This window comes from Roseovarius pelagicus, assembly GCF_025639885.1.
GTDB classification, from domain to species: Bacteria; Pseudomonadota; Alphaproteobacteria; order Rhodobacterales; family Rhodobacteraceae; genus Roseovarius; species Roseovarius pelagicus.
In genome coordinates this window covers 2,377,066-2,401,214 of record NZ_CP106738.1, presented here as the reverse complement: position 1 = coordinate 2,401,214, position 24,149 = coordinate 2,377,066, and the positions used below count along the sequence as shown (strand labels likewise).

Annotated in this window: 24 protein-coding genes and 1 pseudogene; 15 read left to right on the top strand and 10 right to left on the bottom strand. The window is 58.7% G+C overall.

Translation table 11 applies throughout. The features are described from left to right. Nucleotides 1-126 precede the first annotated feature (126 nt). The 3 genes from purD to N7U68_RS12895 are packed head-to-tail and all read left to right on the top strand — an operon-like array spanning nt 127 to nt 2,882. Complete coding sequence (purD, locus tag N7U68_RS12905; RefSeq protein ID WP_263049158.1) at nt 127-1,389, top strand: phosphoribosylamine--glycine ligase; 1,263 nt, start codon at nt 127-129, stop codon at nt 1,387-1,389. Then, on the top strand, nt 1,386-2,267 hold the full coding sequence (locus tag N7U68_RS12900) for a bestrophin family protein (protein ID WP_165194914.1): 882 nt from the start codon (nt 1,386-1,388) through the stop codon (nt 2,265-2,267). Before purD ends, N7U68_RS12900 begins: the two co-directional genes overlap by 4 nt. A 12-nt stretch (nt 2,268-2,279) precedes the next feature. Further along, nucleotides 2,280-2,882 (top strand): hypothetical protein, encoded by a 603-nt coding sequence (locus tag N7U68_RS12895; protein ID WP_165194915.1) that lies wholly within the window; start codon nt 2,280-2,282, stop codon nt 2,880-2,882. Here the strand turns inward: N7U68_RS12895 and N7U68_RS12890 are convergent. Both N7U68_RS12890 and N7U68_RS12885 read right to left on the bottom strand, forming a co-directional pair. After that, the gene (locus N7U68_RS12890) at nt 2,879-3,625 is read right to left on the bottom strand and encodes a VCBS repeat-containing protein (protein ID WP_263047058.1); all 747 of its coding nucleotides are present in this window, start codon (nt 3,623-3,625) and stop codon (nt 2,879-2,881) included. The two genes, N7U68_RS12895 and N7U68_RS12890, sit on opposite strands and share 4 nt — an antisense overlap. A gap of 1 nt (nt 3,626) precedes the next feature. Continuing rightward, a complete protein-coding gene (locus N7U68_RS12885) occupies nt 3,627-3,950 on the bottom strand; it encodes a 2Fe-2S iron-sulfur cluster-binding protein (RefSeq protein ID WP_165194917.1) in 324 nt (107 codons plus the stop codon). A 224-nt stretch (nt 3,951-4,174) separates the two neighbouring features. Between N7U68_RS12885 and N7U68_RS12880 the strand changes: the two genes are divergently transcribed. Beyond that, nucleotides 4,175-4,693 carry a peptidoglycan-binding domain-containing protein gene (locus N7U68_RS12880; protein ID WP_263047057.1) on the top strand — a complete coding sequence of 173 codons (519 nt, stop codon included), beginning with the start codon at nt 4,175-4,177 and terminating at the stop codon, nt 4,691-4,693. A gap of 50 nt (nt 4,694-4,743) precedes the next feature. Here the strand turns inward: N7U68_RS12880 and N7U68_RS12875 are convergent, their stop codons facing one another. Continuing rightward, entirely contained in the window at nt 4,744-5,436 is a 693-nt protein-coding gene (locus N7U68_RS12875) for an SGNH/GDSL hydrolase family protein (protein WP_165194919.1), read from the bottom strand. Nucleotides 5,437-5,548: 112 nt separating this feature from the next. Continuing rightward, nucleotides 5,549-6,646: an Mrp/NBP35 family ATP-binding protein gene (locus N7U68_RS12870; protein WP_263047056.1), complete on the bottom strand. Its 1,098-nt coding sequence runs from the start codon at nt 6,644-6,646 to the stop codon at nt 5,549-5,551. Nucleotides 6,647-6,897: 251 nt separating this feature from the next. Between N7U68_RS12870 and N7U68_RS12865 the strand changes: the two genes are divergently transcribed. Further along, nucleotides 6,898-7,125, top strand: a complete 228-nt coding sequence (locus N7U68_RS12865; protein WP_165194923.1) for a DUF1127 domain-containing protein — start codon at nt 6,898-6,900, stop codon at nt 7,123-7,125. Nucleotides 7,126-7,410: 285 nt separating this feature from the next. On the opposite strand, the gene N7U68_RS12860 is transcribed toward N7U68_RS12865, so the two are convergent. From N7U68_RS12860 to N7U68_RS12850, 3 genes are all read right to left on the bottom strand, one after another. After that, the gene (locus tag N7U68_RS12860; RefSeq protein ID WP_263047055.1) at nt 7,411-8,061 is read right to left on the bottom strand and encodes a hypothetical protein; all 651 of its coding nucleotides are present in this window, start codon (nt 8,059-8,061) and stop codon (nt 7,411-7,413) included. Further along, on the bottom strand, nt 8,062-8,733 hold the full coding sequence (locus tag N7U68_RS12855; RefSeq protein WP_165194927.1) for a MarC family protein: 672 nt from the start codon (nt 8,731-8,733) through the stop codon (nt 8,062-8,064). Nucleotides 8,734-9,442: 709 nt separating this feature from the next. Continuing rightward, entirely contained in the window at nt 9,443-10,402 is a 960-nt protein-coding gene (locus N7U68_RS12850; protein WP_165194929.1) for a KpsF/GutQ family sugar-phosphate isomerase, read from the bottom strand. A 148-nt stretch (nt 10,403-10,550) separates the two neighbouring features. On the opposite strand from N7U68_RS12850, the gene N7U68_RS12845 reads away from it, so the two are divergent. Further along, a complete protein-coding gene (locus N7U68_RS12845; protein ID WP_263047054.1) occupies nt 10,551-11,774 on the top strand; it encodes an MFS transporter in 1,224 nt (407 codons plus the stop codon). A 38-nt stretch (nt 11,775-11,812) separates the two neighbouring features. Here the strand turns inward: N7U68_RS12845 and trhO are convergent, their stop codons facing one another. Next, nucleotides 11,813-12,727, bottom strand: a complete 915-nt coding sequence (trhO, locus tag N7U68_RS12840; protein WP_165194933.1) for an oxygen-dependent tRNA uridine(34) hydroxylase TrhO — start codon at nt 12,725-12,727, stop codon at nt 11,813-11,815. Between the two features lie 100 nt (nt 12,728-12,827). Between trhO and pncA the strand changes: the two genes are divergently transcribed. Further along, complete coding sequence (pncA, locus tag N7U68_RS12835; RefSeq protein ID WP_263047053.1) at nt 12,828-13,427, top strand: bifunctional nicotinamidase/pyrazinamidase; 600 nt, start codon at nt 12,828-12,830, stop codon at nt 13,425-13,427. Here pncA and N7U68_RS12830 read toward each other — a convergent pair. Continuing rightward, nucleotides 13,411-13,740, bottom strand: a complete 330-nt coding sequence (locus tag N7U68_RS12830) for a VanZ family protein (protein ID WP_263047052.1) — start codon at nt 13,738-13,740, stop codon at nt 13,411-13,413. The genes pncA and N7U68_RS12830 overlap by 17 nt on opposite strands. Nucleotides 13,741-13,983: 243 nt before the next feature. Here N7U68_RS12830 and glmM point away from each other — a divergent pair, with 243 nt between their 5' ends. Next, complete coding sequence (gene glmM / locus N7U68_RS12825; protein WP_263047051.1) at nt 13,984-15,333, top strand: phosphoglucosamine mutase; 1,350 nt, start codon at nt 13,984-13,986, stop codon at nt 15,331-15,333. Nucleotides 15,334-15,403: 70 nt separating this feature from the next. Here glmM and N7U68_RS12820 read toward each other — a convergent pair whose 3' ends face one another. Then, complete coding sequence (locus tag N7U68_RS12820; protein ID WP_165194941.1) at nt 15,404-16,225, bottom strand: ABC transporter permease; 822 nt, start codon at nt 16,223-16,225, stop codon at nt 15,404-15,406. A 134-nt stretch (nt 16,226-16,359) separates the two neighbouring features. On the opposite strand from N7U68_RS12820, the gene cysQ reads away from it, so the two are divergent. The 7 genes and pseudogenes from cysQ (at nt 16,360) to N7U68_RS12785 (ending at nt 24,144) form a co-directional block, all read left to right on the top strand. Then, a complete protein-coding gene (cysQ, locus tag N7U68_RS12815; RefSeq protein WP_263047050.1) occupies nt 16,360-17,163 on the top strand; it encodes a 3'(2'),5'-bisphosphate nucleotidase CysQ in 804 nt (267 codons plus the stop codon). 5 nt (nt 17,164-17,168) lie between these two features. Continuing rightward, nucleotides 17,169-17,969 (top strand): 3-deoxy-manno-octulosonate cytidylyltransferase, encoded by an 801-nt coding sequence (locus N7U68_RS12810; RefSeq protein WP_263047049.1) that lies wholly within the window; start codon nt 17,169-17,171, stop codon nt 17,967-17,969. A 185-nt stretch (nt 17,970-18,154) separates the two neighbouring features. Then, entirely contained in the window at nt 18,155-19,048 is an 894-nt protein-coding gene (gene galU, locus N7U68_RS12805) for a UTP--glucose-1-phosphate uridylyltransferase GalU (RefSeq protein ID WP_165194947.1), read from the top strand. A 25-nt stretch (nt 19,049-19,073) separates the two neighbouring features. Beyond that, on the top strand, nt 19,074-20,057 hold the full coding sequence (gene galE / locus N7U68_RS12800; RefSeq protein ID WP_165194949.1) for a UDP-glucose 4-epimerase GalE: 984 nt from the start codon (nt 19,074-19,076) through the stop codon (nt 20,055-20,057). 157 nt (nt 20,058-20,214) lie between these two features. Beyond that, nucleotides 20,215-21,249, top strand: a complete 1,035-nt coding sequence (locus N7U68_RS12795) for a glycosyltransferase family 2 protein (RefSeq protein ID WP_263049157.1) — start codon at nt 20,215-20,217, stop codon at nt 21,247-21,249. A gap of 184 nt (nt 21,250-21,433) precedes the next feature. Continuing rightward, nucleotides 21,434-22,421 (top strand): annotated as a pseudogene (locus N7U68_RS12790) (glycosyltransferase family 2 protein). A 22-nt stretch (nt 22,422-22,443) separates the two neighbouring features. Continuing rightward, nucleotides 22,444-24,144, top strand: coding sequence for a DUF5927 domain-containing protein (locus N7U68_RS12785; protein WP_263047048.1), 1,701 nt, complete (start codon nt 22,444-22,446; stop codon nt 24,142-24,144). The last annotated feature ends 5 nt before the right edge of the window (nt 24,145-24,149 follow it).

Sequence of the window (24,149 nt, the reverse complement as noted above, 5' to 3'; positions counted from 1 at the left end):
GTTTTCATCTGTGGGGGCAACGCATGGCCGCGCGGCATGTTCCACTGATCTTCGCAATCCTTGCCTCGCAAGCGCGCGCACCCTATTCAGTGCCGGACAATGAAAATGCGGCAAGGCACACAGCACATGAACATCCTGATCCTCGGCAGCGGCGGGCGTGAACACAGCCTCGCGTGGGCTGTCCTGCAAAACCCAAAATGCGACCGGCTGATCGTCGCCCCCGGCAATGCCGGGATTAGCCAGATCGCGGAATGCGCCGCAATCGACATCATGGCCCCCGGCGCTGTCGTCAGCTTCGCCGAAGAGGAATCGATCGACCTTGTGATTGTCGGACCAGAGGCACCACTGGCCGCAGGTGTGGCCGATCGGCTGCGCGAGGCGGGTATTCTCACCTTCGGACCGTCAGCGGCCGCCGCTCAGCTAGAGGCCTCCAAAAGCTTTACCAAGGAAATCTGTGATGCCGCGAACGCGCCCACAGCGGCCTATGGTCACTTTACCGACGCCGCCGCAGCCCACGCCCATGTCGACGCCACAGGCGCACCCATCGTGATCAAGGCCGACGGCCTTGCCGCTGGCAAGGGGGTGATCATCGCCGAAACCGTGGACGAGGCACACGCCGCGATTGACGATATGTTTGGCGGAACCTTTGGCAGTGCTGGTGCCGAAGTGGTGATCGAGGAATTCATGCAGGGCGAAGAAGCATCACTGTTTGTCCTGTGCGACGGCACCGACATCCTGTCGATCGGCACCGCACAGGATCACAAACGCGTGGGCGAGGGCGATACCGGCCCCAATACCGGCGGTATGGGCGCCTACTCGCCTGCCCCCGTGCTCAGCCCCGAAATCGAAGCCCGCGCAATGGATGAAATCATCCGTCCGACAATGGCCGAAATGGCCAAACGCGGCATGCCCTTTCAGGGTGTGCTCTACGCCGGTCTGATGATCGAGAACGGAGTGCCCCGTCTGGTGGAATACAACGTGCGCTTTGGGGATCCCGAATGTCAGGTCCTGATGATGCGCCTTGGCGCGCAAGTGATGGACCTGCTGCACGCCACCGCTGATGGACGGCTGGCAGAGTGTCAGGTGCAATGGGCCGACGATCATGCCCTGACGGTCGTTCTGGCCGCAGATGGCTATCCCGGCGACTATAAGAAGGGCAGCGTTATTCGCGGGCTGAACACCTGTCCCGAGGACAGCTTCAACATGGTTTTTCACGCCGGCACCACGCGCAAGGACGGGCATATAACGGCCACAGGCGGGCGTGTGCTGAATGTCACCGCGCGCGGCACCACGCTCCGCGAGGCGGCGGACCGCGCTTATGCAATGGTTGATACCATCGACTGGCCACAGGGATTCTGCCGGCGCGATATCGGCTGGCGCGCCCTGTGATCATCCGCGACAAGCCCGGTTTGCTGCAACTGCTCTTTGCAGTGCGCGGCTCAGTCCTGCCCCGGATATTGCCGCGCATCACCGGTGTCACGCTCTTTGCCGCAATGCTGGTCGTGGTGGACAGAAATTACATCGTTCTGCCACACACCAACGCCGCGCCATTCGCAGTATTCGGCATCGCCCTGTCGCTGTTCTTGGGGTTTCGCAACAACGCCGCCCATGACCGCTGGTGGGAGGGACGGCGATTGTGGGGCCAGCTGATCGCAGACCTGCGGACACTGGCGCGTGAGCTGCGCGTGTTCCTGCCAAAGCCCGAAGATCGACACAACATCCTGCGGTTGGCCATCGGATTCGCACATGCGCATCGACTAAATCTGCGTCAGCTACCGGCCCGCGCGGCCCCGGCACAATGGCTACCGGCAGAGGACACCGCCACACCACACCCGCCCTGCACCATGCTGGATCACATCACCGACGTGATCGCGGATGCCGCACCCGACGGATTCGCCCGTCGCGCCCTGACCGAACGGCTGGGATCGCTGGCGCGCGCGCAGGCCGGATGCGAAAGGCTGGCCACCACGCCGCTGCCTTATGTCTATTCACTGCTGATTTTCCGCACGACCTATCTCTATTGCTTTCTCATTCCCTTCGGCCTGATCGAAACCGCCGGATGGCTGACACCACTCTTTGTCGCGATTATGGCCTATATCTTCTTCGGGCTGGCCGAAGTGACCGAAGAACTGGCCCATCCGTTTGGCGAAACAGTCAACGGCTTGCCCCTAGATGCAATGTGCCGGACCATCGAAATCAGCCTCGCGCCCCATCTGGGCACACCCGTCCCAAAACCAATGCAAGCCGACCGATTCTACCTGAGTTAAGGAGAGAGAGCCGTGGACCGCATCAGCCTGAAACCTGCGCTTCTGGCCCGGCGCGTCAGTTACGAAATCGCTCCGACCTACGTGGCACAATACGCCAAAGACGGAACCGAAAATTGGCGCACAGACTTCGGTGATCTGACATCGCTTAACTTTGTGCTGCATACCATCGGCGGCAACCGGATGCGGCGTCTGGATCTAGTGACCAATGAGGGGCGTAAATCCATCGCGCTTAACCTTGGTATTCGCGTCGGGCGCGACGATCCTGATCGCGTCGCAATCCGTCAGGTGCACAGTGCCGTTGCCGATGCAGTTTATGCCGCGCGTCCCGATATTCAGGTCGCGTTGGGCGAACAAGGGGCCGCGCGCATTGCGATGTTTGTCGTTGGCGTGATGACCCTACTCTTTGGGATCGGCATGTGCATTGCCATGTTCGTCACCAACGTATCGATGGACCGGGCTGTCGGTGTGGCGGTGCCCATCGGGCTCATGGTCGTGTTGGGTGGTTTCTTTGCGCACAAGTACGCCCCGTGGCGCGAAGCGGTCACGCTATCGATTCAGGCATTTGCCGTGATGATGGCCGCTGATGCAGCATCGCCGCCCGTGCCCTCGGCTTAGTCTCCGCAGACCATCGCCCGTGTCAGGCTCTCTTTACCAGTGTAAGGTGCCACCGCCCGCGTCGTCAGCCCTTTGTCGGTATAAGTGGTCGCCATCACCTGTGACCAGTCCGCATTGGCAGTGATCATTTCGTGCGCTCCGCCGCAGGACCGAACGCCGCCCGGTATATCGGGCCACCCGATACGGTGATTGGTCAGCCCGTCCAGATCGGCCAGATGGTGCAGCTTACCATCGCTGAACCGCCATAGACGCAGCCGCTTGGTCAAATGCGGGCGGTCAATATAGGCGATCTCCACCTGCCCGTCCCCATCCAGATCAGCAGCGCCGATTGGTGCCAGCCAGCGAAACGCCTGACCGATATAGGGCGTGGCATCAATCAGGCCAGCGCCGTCATATAGCGATAGTCGCGCGCCCCGGCTCACATCTGATTCGACGACCATGACGGCGCGTTGTTGGTTCGCCCCTAACACGATCACGCGCGGGGTCACATCCTCGAACACGCGGGTATCTGGCAGCGTGATCTTGCGCTTTTCGATCCTCAGACCAGCGCAGCCGACACAAGTATTGACCCGAATGACAAGCGCACCCCATTCCTCGGCATCCCCAAGGACCCCATGCTGATAGCGCGTCGTAGGATCGGCGTAGTCGGCCCAGAGCACCTCTTGGCCGACACCGAATTCCTGAGCGGCCATCGGGGGGACGCACAACAGCAAAAGGGCGATGATATATCGCCCCAGCCGCATCTCAGATTTGCTTTTCAGGCATCTGCACGATCAGACCGTCCAGCGCATCCGTCACCTTCAACTGGCAGGTCAGGCGCGACCGCTCTGGATCCGGCTCAAAAGCAAAGTCGAGCATGTCCTCTTCCATGTCGTCCTTGGCGGGCAGTTTCTCCACCCAGTCGGGCACAACGTAGACATGACATGTCGAGCAGGCGCAGGCACCGCCACAATCCGCCTCGATACCCGGAATGTTATTGTCCCGCGCACCTTCCATGACGGTCAGCCCGTTGGCCACATCGACCACATGCTCGGTACCGTTATGCTCGATATAGGTGATTTTCGCCATGATCGCAGGCTCCCTTCATTCAAATCCCGCGGGAGTCGTATCCCCCCCAGATGGGCCAGACCAGCCCCTTTTGCGACCTCTCACGATCAGAGTTGCGACAAAATCAAGATTTTCCCCTTTTGTTCGCAACATCTTGGCACGCGCGCCACTCATCGCCGCCTTTCCCACTCTGACAAAAGCAGATAGTCTGCACCGCAAAACCCGCTCCAGAGGCCCGAGCATAGATGCGCCGAAACATTCCCTTGCTGCTGATGGCGGTCAGCCTGCTGTCGGGCTGTGACGCGCCCCTGCCCGGCGGTGCCAAAGAACCGGCTCTGATCCAGACGCTGGCCGAGGCACCGCCCGGGGCCGCCCCCGGCACCTGCTGGGGCAAGGTGGTCACACCCGCCGTGATCGAAACAGTCACCGATCAGATCATCCTGCAACCTGCCGAAGTGCTGGCCGATGGGACCGTTGTCGCCCCCGCCGTCTACAAGACAGAGACCCGGCAGGCCATCGTGCAAGAGCGCAAAGTAACGTGGTTTGAAACCCCTTGTGCGGCAGACCTCACGTCTGAATTTGTCTCGACGCTGCAACGCGCGCTCATGGCGCGAAACCTCTATCGTGGGCAAATCACCGGTATGATGGATTCCCGGACCCGCGCCGCCGTTCGCCGCTATCAAAAGCCCGAGGGACTGGACAGCGGCATCCTGTCATTGGCGGCCGCCCGACAGCTGGGGCTGGTCGCGGTGGAACGAGGCTGAGGCCCGTAGGCCGGGCTTCAGCCCGGCACGCGGCTCAGGTCGAACCATCCTTACCGCCGCGCCTCAACAGCCTTGATCGTCGCGGCCACACGCTGCCCAATGACCCGACTGCCTTTTAACGACGGGTGTATCATATCCAGCGCGTGGAACGACATGTCTCCGTGCGGCACCAGATCAGCGACCGACACGTAGTAAAACCCATCTACCAGACCGGCCAGCCGTTTCAGCCGCCGCTCAAGCTCGTCCCCGTCGTCGCGGCAATGTTCAATCGGAGACCCTGCACCGGGGCTGCGCAAATAGCCCACATAGGCCACCTTGGCCCCGGTTTTACGCAATTTCACGATCAGCTTGGCGATCTCGCCGCCATTACCCTTTTTTGTGACCAGTTGATCCATCCGCCGGTGGCACCGGCTGCACCCGCACCCCAGCCACAGATCGTTGCCTCCACCATTCAGCACGATCCAGTCCCAGTCGCCTTTTCTGTACTGCCGCCCGATATTCAGACCCATCGCGCCGGTGATAGGCAGCCGATAGATGATTCGCGCGCCCATGACGGACTGATCCGTGACCTTCGCCCCCAAGGCACGCGCGATCGAATGTGACACCGCCCGCCGGGACAGCCGATGCGAGGCCATCATCGAATCGCCCATCGCCAGAATGCGCAGCGGCTCTGCCGCTTGCGTGAACGTGTTGGGAAACATCACCGAAACGGCGGTGACAAGCGCCAGTAGATAGCGTCGCATGGGCGGGGTTACTCTCTTGCAGCTGCTCAAAAATCGGGGCTCTAGCGGCCCATTTGAGGCGCAGACTACCCTTTGCGGACCACATCTCGCAACCATAGATTGCTCGGCAGGTTTAGGCGATCCCGCCCTTGATCAGCCGCTCTGCCAATTGCGCATAGGCATCGGCCATCGGACCGCTGCCCGCAGCAACAGGTGTCCCACTATCTCCCGCCAGCCGTGTGTCCAGATCAATTGGCAACGCACCCAGAAACGGCAGGTCCATTTTCTTCGCCTCGGCCTCGACCCCACCATGTCCAAAGATATGCGCCTCATTTCCGCATTCAGGGCAGACATAGGTCGACATATTCTCGATCAGACCCAACACCGGGGTTTTCAGCGTCTTGAACATATCCATCGCCTTGCGTGCATCCAGCAACGCCACATCCTGCGGCGTCGATACCACGATTGCTCCGGTTGGCTCTGCCTTCTGGCACAGCGTTAGCTGCACATCCCCCGTACCCGGCGGCAAATCCACGATTAACACATCCAGATCGCCCCAGTTCACCTGAGAGATCATCTGTTGCAACGCCCCCATCAGCATTGGACCACGCCAGACTACGGCCTTGTCCGGGTCCAGCATCAGACCAATAGACATCATCGTGACACCATGTGCATGCAGCGGCTCGATGATCTTGCCATCAGGGCTGGCCGGGCGTTTGCTGACGCCCATCATGCGCGGCTGGCTGGGTCCATAAATATCCGCATCCAGCAGACCTACCCGGCGGCCGGCCCGCGCCAGTGCCACCGCCAGATTGGATGACACCGTGGATTTCCCCACGCCGCCCTTACCAGATCCGATGGCGATGATCGACGCAACACTCGCAGGCTTGAGGCTGGCTTGCGTTGGCTTGGGGTGGCCGCCGATCTTTAGGCTGGGTGGCGCACCTGCCGGGCCACCCGCGGCGGGCGGTGCCTTGGCCGCCGGTCCGTGCGCGGTCAAGGCGACGCTGACGCCCGTCACACCGTCCAGCTCTGCGACCGCCCGTTCAGCAGCAGCACGCAGCGGCTCCATCTGGCGGGCAACGTCCGGGCTGGGGGCTTCGATAACGAATCGCACCTGCGCACCTTCGACACTCAGCGCGCGGACCATATCGCGGCCGATCAGCGTCCCCCCATCGGGCAGTTCCAACTCGGCCAGCCGGGCTTCTACTTGGGCGCGCGTCACACTCATGCCTGATCTCCTGTCATTGATGCCGCAATAGGTGGCAGTTTTTCCAGCGAGGGCAAGGGCGATACCAACCATGCCTAAAAAATGTACTGTTTGCCTGACTTTAGGTCAGCCTTACTTATGCGTTTGCTGCATAGCGGCATTGAAGTTTTCCGCTATTGTGCATGCGCAGCATTCTCATATCTATTGGCAACAAGAGAACATGACGGCCCGCCGAAAGCGCGCCATGAGAAACACGAAAGTAGAGAACAGCGATGATTATCGCATCCAATGCCCTGGTTCGCCGCTCCGGCCACAGCCGCACCCTGATCCAAGCGTGGAATCAGATGCGCCTGATGATCGCCAAGCGCCGCGCCTATGTGAACACGGTCAAAACGCTTTCTACGCTGACCGATCGCGAACTCAGCGATCTGGGAATCATCCGCAGCCAGATTGCCGCAAAGGCATCCGATTGCGTCTACGGAACACGCCACACGGCGTAACGACATCAGGTGTCCCGCTCCTCCTCCCTAGGGGCATTTGATATGGCTGCAGCCCCGCTCCTCCTCCCTAGGGGTTGCAGCCCAAAATACCCGGGCCTTTGTGGGTCCACACCAGATCCGTCGGCTCGCTCCTCCCCTGAGCCATCGGTTAATAGAACGGCGGCACCGCTCCTCCCCTGGTGCCGCCGTTTTTTTGTTTTAGACAAAGTATTCCGTTGGCTTGAAACGCACTTACATTTCACCTGCCAAGCATTCAAAGAACCATTTCCAAGAAGATTATTGAGCTCACTCTTCATACCTTCTTATAAAAAACGTTGCGTCCCTGTAGTGGGCTTCCGTCCTTAATGCATTCAACAATTGAGTCTGGTAATCATCCCCGTCAGAAAGCGAAAATTCCTCGCCCAACTTAGGCCTCTCGAGGCCAACATAAACCATATATTTACCTTGTGGCATGTTCGCCTTTCCCCAAGGCACACCTTCCAGAATAGGTAAAAACGTATCTTCTGGACCGATGACAAAGCCCTTAGGATGAATATCTGGCGACTTTTCATCAAGGACGACTTCAACCATAAATCCGCCTGTTCCGGTCCAGTTAAACGCCGTAGCGGCGAAGCTTCCGATGTAACCCTCGATCTCGCCCCATTCGTCAGTATAGCATTCATAAAATGTCGAAAATCCACCCGCATAAATGGACGTTTCGTAAAATATCACATCATCGGTATTGCTGACATCGACATAGCCGTTGGGCGGCCCCTCATCCAGATCGGGGCAGGCGCTTACCGCTCCGGAAAATACAATAGCAGTGGCAGCAATACATGCAGATCCACGAAATAGATTTCGCACAATAATTCCCCCATAAATAGCGGGGATGCTAACAAAATATATCAACCAATCAAGTTTTGAATTTATCGGTTGAACGACACCCCCAAGTGTCACCTACCCTTCAGGCTCAGACGTGATCGGACCTTCGACAGCAGGCGGCGGAACATCCAGCAGATCCAGTGCATCAAAACCACCGAGAATGGCATCGACCGCAATCGTGGCCAGAATAATTCCCATCACCCGGCTAATGACGCTGGCGCCGCTGTTTCCGATCAACCGGTGCACCGCGCTCGCCATGATCAACAGTATCAACGTGATGATTAAAACAACGACCAGCAGCCCGGCGGTGATCGCCTGATCGCGGATGGATTCAGTGTGATTGTCGGTCAACACCACCACCGCCAGCATGGCACCCGGCGACGCAATAGATGGCATGGCTAGCGGAAATACCGCACCGGCAAGATGACCGCCCTCGGCCTCTTCGATCTCTCGGGCAGGCTTGGAATCGCCAAATATCATCGTCAGGGCAAAGAGGAACAGAATCACCCCACCCGCGATCTGAAACGACCCAAGCCGCAGGCCGAGCGCCTCTAGCAGCGCCTGCCCACCAACCAGAAAACCGAGCAAGACGAACGTCGCGATGATGACCCCGCGCACCGCGAAACGCCGGTGCAGTTTTCTGGGAACGCCGCGCACCGCAAACAGGAAAACAGGGATAGTCCCAACCGGGTCAATCACCACCAGCAGTGTCACAAAATCCAATATAATCGGCGTCCAGTCCAACATTCATCCTTTCACTCTTGCCCGGCGGAAATCATACCCAAAATTCCAACCGGTGTATTGCTCGTTTCTAGTCATAGCCCCGCATGAGGGCAAAGCCCCAACTTGGTCCTGGCCGTAGCAATGCTGACAAACTTTGACCTAGCTAGGTAATCTGTGTACTTGTGCACTGTGGTTGACAGAAATCGTCGTCGCTGTGCTGCCGACACCGATTAACCACGGTATTTCGAAAAATGTAGCTCTCGTCCTGTGTCAATCCAAATGCACAGGCATGGATGTGTCGTTTACCCCAGCTTGCAGCGCGGGGAATTTCACGCACAAGAAAGGTTGCAACCATTGGCAAACAGCGATCTCAACGAAAGATTGGGAACCCGCATAAAATCTGACAATGGGTTTCTGCGCAATCCCAGCAGCCGTTTCCGAATAGCCATCCTTTTGGCCATCACTCTGACACTCAGCGCATTCGTCTATGTCTTCAATGCCTGAACCAATATCACGCAATCAAGCCCTGTTCAAAGAGGAACCCGACAATGTCATTCAATGCCCTGTTCTCGAAAGAAATCGAATTGCGCAAAACCAAGGAAGACGCGGAAACCAAAGGCGCACCCGCCGCCAAGATCAATGCCAAGCCGGATGAAAAAGACAGCTAAACCCGAGGCATCTCTGCGCGCCTCGCCAGCGGGGCGCGCATCTGGATTTTGGCCGGGGTCCGGCCTCAGGCCACCCCGGTCCGCAGCACATCATGGATATGCACCAGCCCAAGCAGCGCACCATCCTCGCCGACGACGAAGAGCGCGCTGATTTTCTGGGCGTTCATCACGCCCAGCGCCTCTGACAACAGCGCATCGGGCCGTGTGGTGCGCGGTCCGCGCGTGGCAACCTCGCCTGCCTCGCGTTCCATCAGATGCGCCAGATTGCGGCGCAAATCGCCATCGGTAATCACACCTGTCAACATGCCGCGCTCGACGATGGCAGCAACGCCAAACCCTTTGGCAGTCATTTCGATCAGTGTTTCGCCCATTCCGGTATGCTCGTGAACCACCGGTAGCGCGTCACCGGTGTGCATGACGGCACCGACCGTCAACAGCTGCGCCCCTAACGTTCCGCCAGGGTGGAACGCCAGAAAATTCTCTCGCTCGAATCCGCGTAGCTTCATCAACGCCACCGCCAATGCATCACCCAGCGCCATGGTGCAGGTCGTGCTGGTCGTAGGTGCCATGCCAATGCCGCAGGCCTCTGGCGCATCCGGCAACAGTAACAGATGATCGGCCTGCGCCGCCAATGTGCTGCCCGCGTTCTTGGTCACGGCGATCAACGGGATCGAGAACCGCCGTGTATGGGCAATAATGTCCGCCAGTTCGCGTGTCTCACCCGAGTTCGAAATCAGGATCACCGCATCCTCGGACGTGATCATGCCCAGATCGCCATGGCTGGCTTCGCCCGGATGGACCGCCTGCGCCGGGGTGCCGGTGCTGGCCATCGTGGCCGCGATCTTGTGCGCGACATGGCCCGATTTTCCCATGCCCGATACGATGACCCTGCCAGCCACGTCCAGCAACACCTCGACTGCCGCCTCGAAATCGGGGGGCATTGCATCGCGCATCGCCAAGAGCGCCGCAGCTTCAATGGCGAGAACATCTCGCGCGATCTCTGTCGGGCTGGGCTCTTGGGTCATGCGTGTCGCTCCTGTCGCTTTGGCAGGGTGATACCGTGCCACCCCGCCCGAGGAAAGCCCCGGCACCTGTTCCGCCTGCTTTGTACCTTTGGCAGAGAGGTACAATCGCGCTCTATACAGGGTCACGGTGCGGTACTAACGTCCGGCCATGACCGATGCTGACATTCTCGACAGCCGCTATTCCTGGACGCGCCTCGCCATCTCTTTGGTGATCGCAGCGGTGGGCAGTGCAGGGATGTGGTCGATCGTTCTGGTGATGCCGGGGGTGCAGGCCGAATTCGGACTGGAACGCGCCGACGCATCGCTACCCTACACGGTGTTTATGATTGCCTTTGCTTTTGGCAATTTCGTGGTTGGGCGGGTAGTGGACCGGTTCGGCGTGACCTCGGCCCTGATCGGATCGGCAATCTTGATTGGCGGCTCGATGGCGCTCGTGGCGGTATCTCCGACGGCGACGGCCGTCATCGCATTGCACGCTGTGATCGGCCTCGGCACCGCGGTCACATTCGGCCCACTCATGGCGGATGTATCCCTATGGTTCATGCGGCGACTTGGGATCGCCGTCGCCGTCACGGCCAGTGGCAACTACGTCGCTGGTGCCTTTTGGCCGCTTGTCCTCACCGGCGTGCTGGCGTCCGATGGCTGGCGCGCGGTCTACATGCTGCTGGCGATCCTTGTGCCGTGCCTGATGATACCGCTTTCGCTGCTGTTGCGCCGCCGGGTGCCCGATGGGGCGCTGCGCCATTCCGACACCCTGTCAGGACAGCGCGCCGGTGCGTCCGGTATCAGCCCGCGCATGTTGCAATACATGCTGGCCGTGGCCGGTATGGGATGCTGCATAGCCATGGCCATGCCGCAGGTCCATATCGTCAGCCTGTGTGTCGATATGGGATTCGGCGCGGTCGCAGGTGGGCAGATGCTGTCGCTGATGCTTTTCGGCGGGGTCATCTCGCGGCTCTTTTTCGGGATGGTGGCCGACAGGCTGGGCGGTGTGCGCACTGTGCTGATCAGCGCTGGCCTGCAATGTGCCGCGCTCTTTCTCTATCTGCCCGCGGGTGGATTGGTGTCGCTATACACTGTGTCGCTGGTCTTTGGTCTGTCGCAGGGCGGGATCGTGCCCAGCTATACGCTTGTGGTGCGTGAATACATGCCCTCGCGCGAGGCGGGTCGCCGTGTGGGATTCGTGATGATGTCCACCGTCGGCGGTATGGCCATCGGCGGCTGGATGTCGGGATGGATCTACGACATGACGGGCAGCTATCAGGCCGCGTTCCTAAATGGTATCGCGTTCAATTTCCTGAATATCGCGATCATGGTCACGATCCTGCTGCGCACGCGCAAGCGCAAAGAACCGCAGGCCGTGGCAGCCTGACAGCAGGTTTTCCGCGTATTTAACAAAGAAGACGCCGGTCAGTCCCCCGGGATATTCCGCATATGCCGTTCGCCACGCGCTGCCGACAATGCGATCTGCTTTTGCCGCTCGCGAAACCTGTCTTTGTCCGCTTCTGACGTTTCACCCGCACATTGGTGACAGGAAACACCTTTCTCGAACTCTGGTCGCGCGGTGTCCTCGGGAAGGATCGGACGGCGGCATGCATGGCACAGCTCATGCGATCCCACCTGCAAACCGTGCCCGACCGACACCCGACCATCAAAAACAAAGCACTCGCCCTGCCACGCACTTTGCGCCTCGGGCACCTCTTCTAGATACTTCAGGATGCCACCCTTCAGGTGATAGACATCCTCGACCCCCTGCCCCAGCAGATAGTTCGTGCTTTTCTCGCAGCGGATACCGCCGGTGCAGAACATCGCAATCCGCTTATTGTGAAAACGTTCCTTGTTCTTCTCCCACCACGCGGGAAAGTCGCGAAAGCTGTCGGTTTTCGGATCAATCGCACCGTCAAACGTGCCAATCGCCACTTCGTAATCGTTGCGCGTGTCGATGACTGCGACATCCGGGCTGGAAATCAACGCATTCCAATCGCACGGGTCGACATAATGGCCGACGGCGCTGACCGGATCGACATCCGGCTGACCCATCGTGACGATTTCCCGCTTTAGCCGTACCCTGAGGCGGCCAAAGGGACGGAATTCACTATGACTTTCCTTGTGCTCCAACCCGCTGCACCCCGGCAGGCTGCGCAGATGCGCCAATACCGCGTCAATCCCCGCACGCGATCCGGCAATGGTCCCGTTCAGCCCCTCGCCTGCCAGCAACAGAATCCCGGTGATCCCTTCACGCTCGCACAGCGCCAACAGCGGCGCACGCAGCGCCGCAGGGTCATCAAACCGGGTGAAGTGATAAAGAGCAGCGATCGTATACATGGGCCGGGTCTCTACGCTCTCATGGCCCATCGAACAAGGGGCATGGTTGACGCAGGCCCTGCCGCTGCCTACCCATGACACGAGCAGCAAGGAGAGCCGCATGACACACGCCCTGATCGTGATCGACGTCCAGAACGATTTTTGCCCCCGTGGTGCGCTGGCTGTATCGGGTGGTGCTGATATTGTCGCAGGCATCAACACGCGCATGGCCGACGCGGACGCGGTGATCCTGACGCAGGACTGGCACCCGGCGGGGCATTCATCCTTTGCTTCGTCCCATCCGGGCAAGGCCGCGATGGAAATGACAGAAATGCCCTATGGCCCACAGGTCCTATGGCCGGATCACTGCATTCAGGGCAGTGCAGGCGCCGCGTTTCACGATGCACTGAACACCGACCGCGCCGATATGATCATCCGCAAAGGCTTTAATCCCGCCATCGACAGCTATTCCGCGTTTTTCGAGAATGATCATACGACTCCAACCGGGCTGCACGGCTATTTGCAGACCCGCGGCATCGACACGCTGACCATGGTTGGGTTGGCAACCGATTTTTGTGTGGCCTATTCGGCAGAAGATGCCGCACGTCTGGGTTATTCGGTCACTGTTGAAACGCCGCTTTGCCGGGGTATTGATCTCGATGGTTCTATGGCAGCGGCACGAGCCCGCATGCAGACAGCAGGCGTCAGGCTGCGCGACTGAGATACGCGAATCGGCGCAGACCCAACCAGCGCCCGAACCCCGCGCCCATTGCCGCGCCCGCAAGGTCAGCCAGACCATCGCTGAACTCGGCATATCGGCCCACTTGCGGCTGTATCACTTCGATCAGCCCGCCATAGACAGTGGCCGCTGCAAAGATCAGCCACGCATGGCGCGGGTAAACCCAGCTAAGCGGAAACGCCAACGCCGCGAACCCGATCAGGTGATGCAGTTTATCCGAACCCGGCAAATCCTGCTGCTCCGGCATCGGACTCAGCGTCGCAATTCCCACCACTAGAAACAGGGCGATACTCACTGCCCAAGCCCGCCTGCGATACCTGACTCTGCCTGCTGTATTGACCATGCTGTTACCGCTACTCTCTACCATCTTGCGCTGGTCTGGACCAACTGGGCCAATACCGCAAGCAACGCCATCACGAACGGCGATAATACGCACATCCACGCGCATACCGCCTTGGCACTCGCCAAATCGCCGCGTCGTGTATATGACGTTTCCGATTGCGCCCGGCAGGGTCCTGTATTGCGGAAAGAGATTTAGATGACGCGCAAAATTTTCGGTACCGACGGCATTCGCGGCACTGCCAACACATATCCCATGACCGCCGACAACGCGTTGCGTATCGGCGCGGCGGCAGGACGCCACTTTCGACGAGACAAATCCAACGGTCACCGCGTCGTGATTGGCAAGGATACCCGCCGTTCAGGTTATATGCTGGAAAACGCACTGACTGCCGGGCTGACCTCAACCGGGATGAATGTTCTGCTGCTCGGCCCGGTACCCACACCTGCCGTCGGGTTATTGACCCGATCCATGCGCGCCGATCTGGGCATTATGATCTCGGCCAGCCATAATCCGCACTATGACAACGGGATCAAATTCTTTGGTCCTGACGGGTTCAAGCTGGACGACGATTCCGAGGCCGAGATCGAACGTATTCTCGCAGGCGATATCGCGCCGGTGCAGCCGGTCAATATTGGCCGCGCCAAACGGATCGAACACGGTCAGGGCCGGTATGTCGAATATGCCAAGACGACCATTCCTCGCGAAGTACGCCTCAGCGGGCTCAAGGTGGTGGTGGATTGTGCGAACGGCGCCGCTCACCGCGCCGCCCCCGAGGTGCTGTGGGAACTGGGTGCCGAGGTCGTCCCGATCGGAGTTGCTCCGAACGGATACAACATCAACCTCGATTGCGGCTCAACCAGCCCGCAGACCGCAGTCGCCGCAGTCCGAGAGCATGGCGCAGATCTGGGTATATGTCTGGATGGCGACGCCGACAGGATCATCATCATCGATGAGGCCGGCACCGTCGCCGATGGCGATCAGATCATGGCGCTTTTTGCGGGGATGTGGGCCGACACTGGTATGCTGCGCGGCGAAACACTGGTCACCACCGTGATGTCGAACCTCGGGCTGGAACGGTACTGCAACGGGCGTGGCCTTACGATGGAACGCACGAATGTCGGCGACCGACACGTGGTCGCGCGGATGCGCGAGGGTGGTTTCAATCTGGGTGGCGAACAGTCGGGCCATATCGTGATGACCGACTACGCCACCACCGGCGATGGGCTGATCGCCGGACTGCAATTCCTGGCAGCGATGGTAAAATCTGGCAAACCAGCCAGCGAACTCATCCGCAATTTCGAGGCAGTGCCGCAGATGCTGGAGAACGTGAAATTCAGCCCCGGCGCCGATCCGCTTGGCTCGAATGTTGTATCGGCCTTGATTGCAGATCAGGAACAGCGGATCGCGGGTCAGGGTCGCATCCTGATCCGCAAATCCGGGACCGAGCCGCTGATCCGTGTGATGGCCGAGTGCGAGGATGAAGCCCTGCTAAAGGATGTGGTCCATACCATCGCCGATTCAGTACGCGAGGCCGGCAAAACCTGAAACGACGGCCCGCTTCGTTGCAAACACCTGGGCCGCTTCACCGAATCTACGGTGTCGAAACGACAAGAAACTAGCGACGTGCGTCCCAGCTGGCCGAGGCGTGATGCCGGGTATAGAATTCACCCATTAACCCCACAACGATAAATACGATCCCAACTGTCACCGGATACTCGATTGATGAATTTCGGGGAATGTAATTGACGAAGACAAACCCGCGCGACTGATCAATCAGATGAAACAGCGGGTTCCAGTCAAACATCGCCAGCATGGTCGGCGGCAGCGCATTGGCGACGAACATCTTGCCCGACGCGATCATATTTGCGCGCTGATAAACTGTGACGAATGTCTGCGTAAATGTCGGGAACCACGGCTTGATCGCCAACAGTACCAGACCCAGCGCCACGGCCGTGAACCAAGCCAGCATCAGCATCAGAAATGCCCAGAATGGTTGCTCGACCGTGAAGGGTGTGAATGCCACATGATAGACAAACAGGATTAAAAACAACGTCAGCAACTGGATATAGAGCGCACCAAACGCCGCGGCGCAGATCGCGATCATTGTGTTCATTGGCGCGTGCTTCATCATCGGTGACGACGGCCCTTCGGCGCCCACCACCGCGCTCAGTGTTTTGACATGCGACAAAAACAGGAAAATGCCCGACATGATATATAACAGGAAATCACCGCGCAGTGCCGCGCCACGCAGACCAAGAACCGAAAACATCAGGTAGAATGATCCAATGAAAACAACGGCCTGCAACAGGTTGATGCCCAGCGCCATCAACGCATTTCCATGCGCCTTGCGCACTTCGCGAACTGTCCCATGATAGATCAGCTCGGCGATAGAGACCGCCGTCAAGAGCGTGGATTTCTGTTTGGCCTGCTGAAACATTATCTCGTGCCTGTACCTGCGCTGGCGAAATTTCGCACGGAATTCTTGCTGTCCCGTTACGTGCGCAGCATAAGAGTCCAAACACATTCCCGCAACACTTGCGTATTGGCACTTAGACGCCCCCCGACAGGAGCATGAATTTGGACCACGATCAGTTGACCACCACCATTCGACGCCTCGCGTTGGAGGCTGGTGACGTGATTATGAATATCTACAATTCCGACGATTTCGACATCAAAACCAAATCCGACTCCAGTCCCGTGACAGAGGCCGACGAGGCCGCTGATGCACTGATCTCGACCGGGCTGCGGGCTGCGTTTCCGGACATAACACTGGTGACAGAGGAACAATCCGACAGCCACCAGTTGCGCGGCGACACCTTTCTGATCGTCGATCCATTGGACGGAACCAAGGAATTCATCCACCGCCGCGGCGATTTCACCGTCAACATCGCCTATGTCGAAAACGGCGTACCGATCCGGGGCGTGGTCTATGCACCCGCCAAGGGGCGCATGTTCTTTACCATGCCCGACGGTCACGCCGTCGAGGAAACCGGAGACCTCGACAAGGACGTGATCGGCACAATCCGCCCCATTCGCGTATCGGATCCGGACAACTCCGCGCTGATGGTCGTTGCCTCAAAATCGCACCGCGATCAGGCCACCGACGATTATATCGGCAAATACGCCGTCAAGGATATGAAGAGCGCCGGTTCCTCGCTCAAGTTCTGCCTGATCGCAACGGGCGAGGCAGATATCTATCCCCGCGTGGGCCGGACCATGGAATGGGACACTGCGGCCGGTCACGCAGTTCTGACCGGCGCAGGCGGACGCGTCGTACGGTTCGATGACCATACCGATCTGGCCTATGGCAAGGACGGATATGCCAATCCGTTCTTCATCGCCTACGCCCCCAGCGTAGACCTCAAGGAGGGCTGACCCAAATGAGCGTCCTCATCGCCATCCCCGCCCGTTATGCCTCCAGCCGGTTCCCGGGCAAGCCATTGGCGACCCTCACCGGCGCCACCGGAGAGACGAAGTCGCTGATTCAGCGATCATGGGAGGCTGCCTGCCTCGTAAATGGCGCGGACCGGGTCGTGGTTGCAACCGACGATGATCGCATCCGCGAGGCCGCCGTTGCCTTTGGCGCAGAGGTGGTGATGACCTCTGCTGACTGTGCCAATGGTACCGAACGCTGCGCCGAAGCTGCGCAGACACTGGGCGGCGGGTTTGATATCGTGGTGAACCTGCAGGGCGATGCACCCCTGACCCCCCATTGGTTCGTCGAAGATCTGGTGGCGGGTCTGCGTGCCGATCCGGCGGCAGAGGTCGCCACACCGGTGTTACGTTGTGATGGTCGCGCGCTGAACGGATTTCTCGAGGATCGCCGCAATGGCCGCGTTGGCGGCACCACCGCTGTCTTTGGCACACAGAACCACGCGCTCTATTTCTCTAAGGAAGTGATCCCCTACACCCCCGGCACCTATGCCGATGCGGACACCACCCCGGTCTTTCATCACGTTGGCGTCTACGCCTACCGCCCCGCGGCTCTGACGGCCTATCCCGATTTTGCCCCCGGCCCGCTGGAACAGCTCGAAGGACTGGAACAACTTCGCTTTCTCGAACACGGTCGATCCATCCTGTGCGTCGAGGTAGAGGCCCGCAACCGACAGTTCTGGGAACTGAACAACCCGGAAGATGTTTCCAGAATTGAAACGATGATGACAGAGATGGATATGGCCTGAAAAATCAACCCGAGGTTGCCATTTTCGTATTTTCTGCCTATACTTCAATATATTACTAATCATTTGTCATTTTGTGATTTTTGCAATTCCGCCAAAAATTTGCCCAATTTCCCCCTTATCTCAATACAAGATTTAGTATTTTTGTGGTAGGTGGGTGAACAATGGGGAACGGCAAGGGTATAAAAATGCGGCGCAAGGTTACAAAGGCCATTTTTCCCGTTGCGGGAATGGGAACGCGGTTTCTACCGGCGACAAAATCCGTGCCTAAGGAAATCATGACACTGGTGGACCGTCCGCTGGTGCAATACGCGATCGACGAGGCGCGCGAGGCAGGGATCAAGGAGTTCATCTTTGTCACCTCACGCGGCAAAGGTGCGCTTGAGGACTATTTTGACAACGCCCCCACGCTGGAGCAGGAGTTGCGTAGGAAGGGTAAGACCGAGCTTCTCGATATTCTGAAATCTACGAACATGGACTCGGGCGAAATCGCCTATCTGCGCCAACACAAACCGCTTGGTCTGGGGCATGCCGTCTGGTGCGCGCGCCGCCTGATTGGCAACGAACCTTTTGCCGTGATACTGCCGGATGACGTGATCGCCGCCGAGAAACCCTGCCTGCAACAGATGATCGAGGCATTCGAGGAAACGCCGGGCAACATCGTCGCCGCGATGGAGGTCCCCGATGACAAGGCCTCCTCCTACGGGATCCTCGATATCAAAGAAGATATGGGGTCTATGGTATCGACCAAGGGCATGGTCGAAAAACCCGCCCCCGGCACCGCACCGTCGAACCTCGCCGTGATCGGTCGCTATGTTTTGACGCCCACCGTCCTGAAAATGCTGAACCAGAAGAAGACTGGCGCAGGTGGAGAAATTCAACTGACCGACGCCATCGACGATGCCCGCGACGAGGGCGAAGAGGTCTACGGCTTCCGTTTCCGCGGCCAGCGGTTCGATTGCGGGTCCAAGGCCGGTTTCCTGCAAGCGACCGTATCATTCGCGCTGGATCGGCCAGAGTTACGCGACGATTTGCAGAACTTCCTTTACGAAATCGTCAACGCTGATAAGGCTGCTCAGTAACATTTGAGCAGCCAGAGGCGACATTGTGACGAATATCCTGGTAACAGGCGGCGCGGGCTATATCGGAAGTCACGCATGCAAGGCGCTACAGGCGGCAGGCTATACGCCCGTCACCTATGACAACCTCAGCATTGGCTGGCAGGATGCCGTCAAATTCGGACCGTTCGAGCAGGGCGACCTGACCGACCGCGAACGACTGGATCAGGTTTTTGCCGCTTATCAACCTGCCGCCGTCATGCACTTTGCCGCGCTCAGTCAGGTGGGCGACAGCATCCGCAGTCCCGAAACCTATTGGCACAACAATGTCGCCGGATCGCTGACCCTGATGCAGGCTGCTGTACACGCGGGCTGCCGCAACTTTGTGTTCAGCTCCACCTGCGCAACATATGGGGATCAGGATAATGTCGTTCTGGACGAGGAATGCGCGCAACATCCCATCAACCCATACGGCGCCTCAAAACGCGCGATCGAGGATATGTTGCACGGATTCGAGGTCGCGCATGACCTGCATCATGTCATCTTTCGCTACTTCAACGTCGCCGGCGCCGATCCAGAGGCCGAAATCGGAGAGTTTCACAAGCCCGAGACACACCTCATCCCCCTCATGCTCGACGCAATTGACGGCAAACGCGATGCGCTGACCGTGTTTGGCACCGATTGGGATACACCCGATGGCACCTGCATCCGCGACTATGTGCATGTGATGGATCTGGTTGATGCCCATATTCTGGGCCTGAAGTGGCTGGAGAATGACAAGCCCAGCCGCGTGTTCAATCTTGGCACCGGCAGTGGTTTTTCTGTGCGCGAGGTGATCGACCAGTCTCATGCCGTCACTGGCCGCGATGTTCCGGTGATCGACGGCCCACGTCGTCCGGGTGACTGCACCCGCCTTGTCTCTGGCTCCACCCGCGCCGAGGCTGAACTGGGCTGGAAACCGAAACGCTCCACCATGAAGCAGATGATCACCGACGCGTGGCGCTGGCATCAAACGGGGCATTACGACAAGTAGGCCGGGACGGCCTGCCCCGGGGCGCAATCGCCAAGGCCCGCCCTGCGGCTAACGCTTTCCGCGCGAACAGCCCAAAACCACCCGTGTTTTGCCACAAATCTATGATTACACTGCGTTCAGTCAGGCGGACCATACCGGTGCGCCACCCGAGAGGCAGATGCAGGACATAACGCAGCAGATCGGCACCGCCACGATGGCCTATCGTCTGCGCTGGAAACGGCGCCGCCTGTTGCTGCGCGCGCTGCGCAAACGCCGCCAGCTCCGCGAAGTCCACAACCGCACGGACCAAATCGCACCAGATTCAATCCTGTGTTTCACAACAGTCCGAAACGAGGCCGTGCGGCTGCCGTACTTTCTTGATCATCATCGCAAGCTGGGTGTCGATCATTTCCTATTCGTGGACAATGCATCCGACGACGGCACCGCCGAATACCTCGCACAGCAACTCGACACGTCGATTTGGCACACCCCGGACAGCTATCGCCTGTCGCGATTCGGAGTCGATTGGCTGACTTGGCTACAGATCCAACATGGTCACAGCCACTGGTGCCTGACTTTGGACGCTGACGAAGTGTTCATCTATCCATATCACGATACGCGTCCCCTCCGGGCGCTCACAGAATGGCTCGACCGCAAGGAGTTTACCTCCTTCGGCGCGCTGATGCTGGACATGTACCCCAAGGGACCGCTCGACGCCCAGACCTACCAGGCCGGCAGCAATCCGTTTGAAATCCTGCAATGGTTTGATGGTGGCAACTATATGATTCAAAAGAAAAAGGATCTTCAGAACTTGTGGATCCAAGGCGGCCCAAGGGCACGCAATTTCTTTGCCACGAATCCCCGCCGCGCGCCGACGATGGGCAAGGTTCCTCTGGTCAAATGGGATCGCCGCTATGCCTATGTCAGCTCTACCCATTCGCTGCTGCCCCGGCGGCTGAACCACGTCTATGACGATCAGGGCGGTGAAAAAACCAGCGGCATCCTCCTGCACACGAAATTCCTGCACATGATCGCCGACAAGTCTGCCGAAGAGAAAAACCGCGGCGAACATTTCGCCAATTCCGCCCTCTATGACGACTACTATGACCGCCTCACCCAAAGCCCGGATTTATGGTGCGACGGCTCGACCCGGCTCATCTCTTGGCGACAGCTAGAGGCAATGGGACTGATGTCACGGGGAACATGGCTATGACCCGTTATGCAATACCCATTTACCCAAGAGGCTCAACACCTTATCCTGTGCGTAACTGGGGCGGCACTGATTGCAGGACTGACAATGTTCGCTTAAGACCGTGCGCCTATGCTGCTCGTCAACCGTGGGGCGGTATCGATGTACTGAGGGAGCGTATGACGTGAGTATCGTCCAATCCTACCGCATGCGTTTGCGGCGTAAACACGCCAAGGTGCGCGCCTATCGCAAGCATTTCGCGCTCACCCCGGTGATTGACCGCACGAAACACATCAAACCGGGTCAGGTATTGTTGTTCTCGACCCTGCGGGACGAACATATCCGTCTGCCGTACTTCCTGAATTACTATCGCGACATGGGCGTGGATCATTTCCTGATCGTGGACAATGACAGCAGCGATGGTGGCGGTGATTATTTGGCCGACCAACCCGACGTGTCCCTCTGGCACACGCGCAGCAGCTATAAACGCGCACGTTTTGGCGTCGATTGGCTGAACTGGCTGCAATCGCGCTATGGTCACGGGCACTGGACGCTGGTCGTCGACCCGGACGAGCTGTTTGTTTACCCCTTCTGCGACACACGCTCGATCCGCGCTCTGACCGACTGGCTGGACGGATCAAACGTGCGCAGCTTTGGCGCGATGCTGCTGGATATGTACCCCAAGGGACGGCTTGATGCGGTGCCCTACCGGCGCGGGCAGGATCCGATCGAAATCGCCGCGTGGTTCGATCCCGGCAACTATATGATTGAAAAGAACCGCAAATACGGAAATCTCTGGATTCAAGGCGGCCCCCCGTGCGCGGGTCTTTTTTCCCGATGCCCCGAAAAAGGCACCCGCCCTGAACAAAATACCTCTGGTAAAGTGGAACCGCCGCAACACCTACATCAGTTCGACCCACATGCTGCTGCCGCGTGGTCTGAACCTTGTCTATGACGAATGGGGCGGCGAAACCGCCAGTGGCGTCCTGTTGCACGCCAAGTTTCTGGATACCTTCACCCAGAAAGCCGAAGAGGAAATGGAACGCCAACAGCACTATCGCGCATCGCTGGAATATAAAGCCTACGTTGAAAACCTTCGCGACACACCAGAGCTTTGGTGCAAATGGTCGGAAAAGTATATAAACTGGCGCCAATTGGAGATCCTTGGCCTGATGTCCAAGGGCAATTGGGCATGAAGAGCAGGAAGGCAAACCCCGCATGAGCGTTGGTATCGTCATGCTGGTTCACACCGCGCTGGGACGCGCGGAACAGGTCGCGCGCCACTGGTCCGCCGCGGGCTGTCCGTTGGTGATCCATGCCGACGTCTCAGTACCCAAACAGACCTACAACGCCTTCGTCAAAGCACTGTCAGATTTGCCCGATGTGCGGTTTTCCAAACGCCACCGCTGTGAGTGGGGCACATGGGGGCTGGTTGCTGCGTCGCAATCTGCCTCACAGATGATGCTGGATGAATTCCCTGACGTCCGCCATATCTACCTCGCTTCTGGCTCGTGTCTGCCGCTACGCCCGGTCGAGGAATTGATCGACTATCTGAAAAACCGCCCCCAGACCGATTTCATCGAGAGCGCGACCACCGCCGATGTCCCTTGGACCATTGGCGGACTGGACAGCGAACGCTTTACTTTGCGGTTCCCGTTCTCGTGGCGCAAAAACCGCTATCTCTTTGATAAATACGTCGCGATACAGCGCGGCTTGGGGTTAAGGCGCCGCATCCCCGGCGGCATCGTCCCCCATATGGGCAGCCAATGGTGGTGCCTGACACGACAAACCCTGTCAGCGATCCTCAGTGATCCTGAACGGCCTGTGTACGACCGCTATTTCTCAAAGGTGTGGATCCCGGACGAGAGCTATTTTCAAACCCTCGCACGACAATATTCCCGCCAGATCGAAAGCCGCTCATTGACCCTGAGCAAGTTCGACTATCAGGGTAAACCGCACATCTTCTACGACGACCACCTACAGCTGTTACGTCGTTCCGATTGCTTCGTCGCGCGCAAGATTTGGCCACATGCCAACCGGTTATACGATGCCTTCCTCACTGACGCCGCCCATGCGATGAAGAAAACCGAACCCAATCCCGGTAAGATCGATCGCATATTTGCCAAGGCGGTCGAGCGGCGCACACGTGGTCGGCCCGGCCTCTATATGCAAAGCCGCTTTCCCGTGGAAACCCGCGAAAATGGCCTGACATCCGCGCAATATTCGGTGTTTCAGGGATTTTCCGCCCTCTTTGAGAATTTCGAGGCGTGGCTGTCGCGCGCGACCAGCACTCGCGTACATGGTCATATCTTCGCCCCCGAAAGGGCCGAATTCTGCGACGGCCAGCGGGTCGTAAACGGCGCCCTCAGCGACAGCGCCGCACTGCGCGATTACAATCCACATGCGTTTCTTGCTTCGCTGATCTGGAATACGCGCGGCGAACGGCAATGCTTTCAGTTCAGCCCGCGCGACAATCAGGCCGTCAATTGGGACATTGCCAAAGACCCCAATGCGCAAATCTCGGTGATTTCAGGGGCATGGGCGGTGTCGCTCTTTAAGTCGAACCAGAATTTTTCCGACATCCGTCGCGAGGCCGCCCGCCTGCAGCAAATCGAGAGCAAGCACCTCGAAATCCTGCGTTCGTCCTGGACCAAAGCCCGCGTGCGCATCTGGACAATGGCAGAGTTCATCGAGGCCCCGATGGAACCCCTGCAAACCATCATCGACGAAATCGGCCCACAGCAGAACATGCGCGGCCTCGCAGAAGTGCCCAAGATGGCCGACCTTTCCGGCTTTGGCCAATTCCTGCAAAATCTGAAAAATCAGGGCATGCACCCCTATCTCATGGGCAATTTTCCCGTCGCCCACGACCCGCTCGATCCCCCCAGCAGTAAACGCAAACCCTATCTGGTTCGGTAAATACG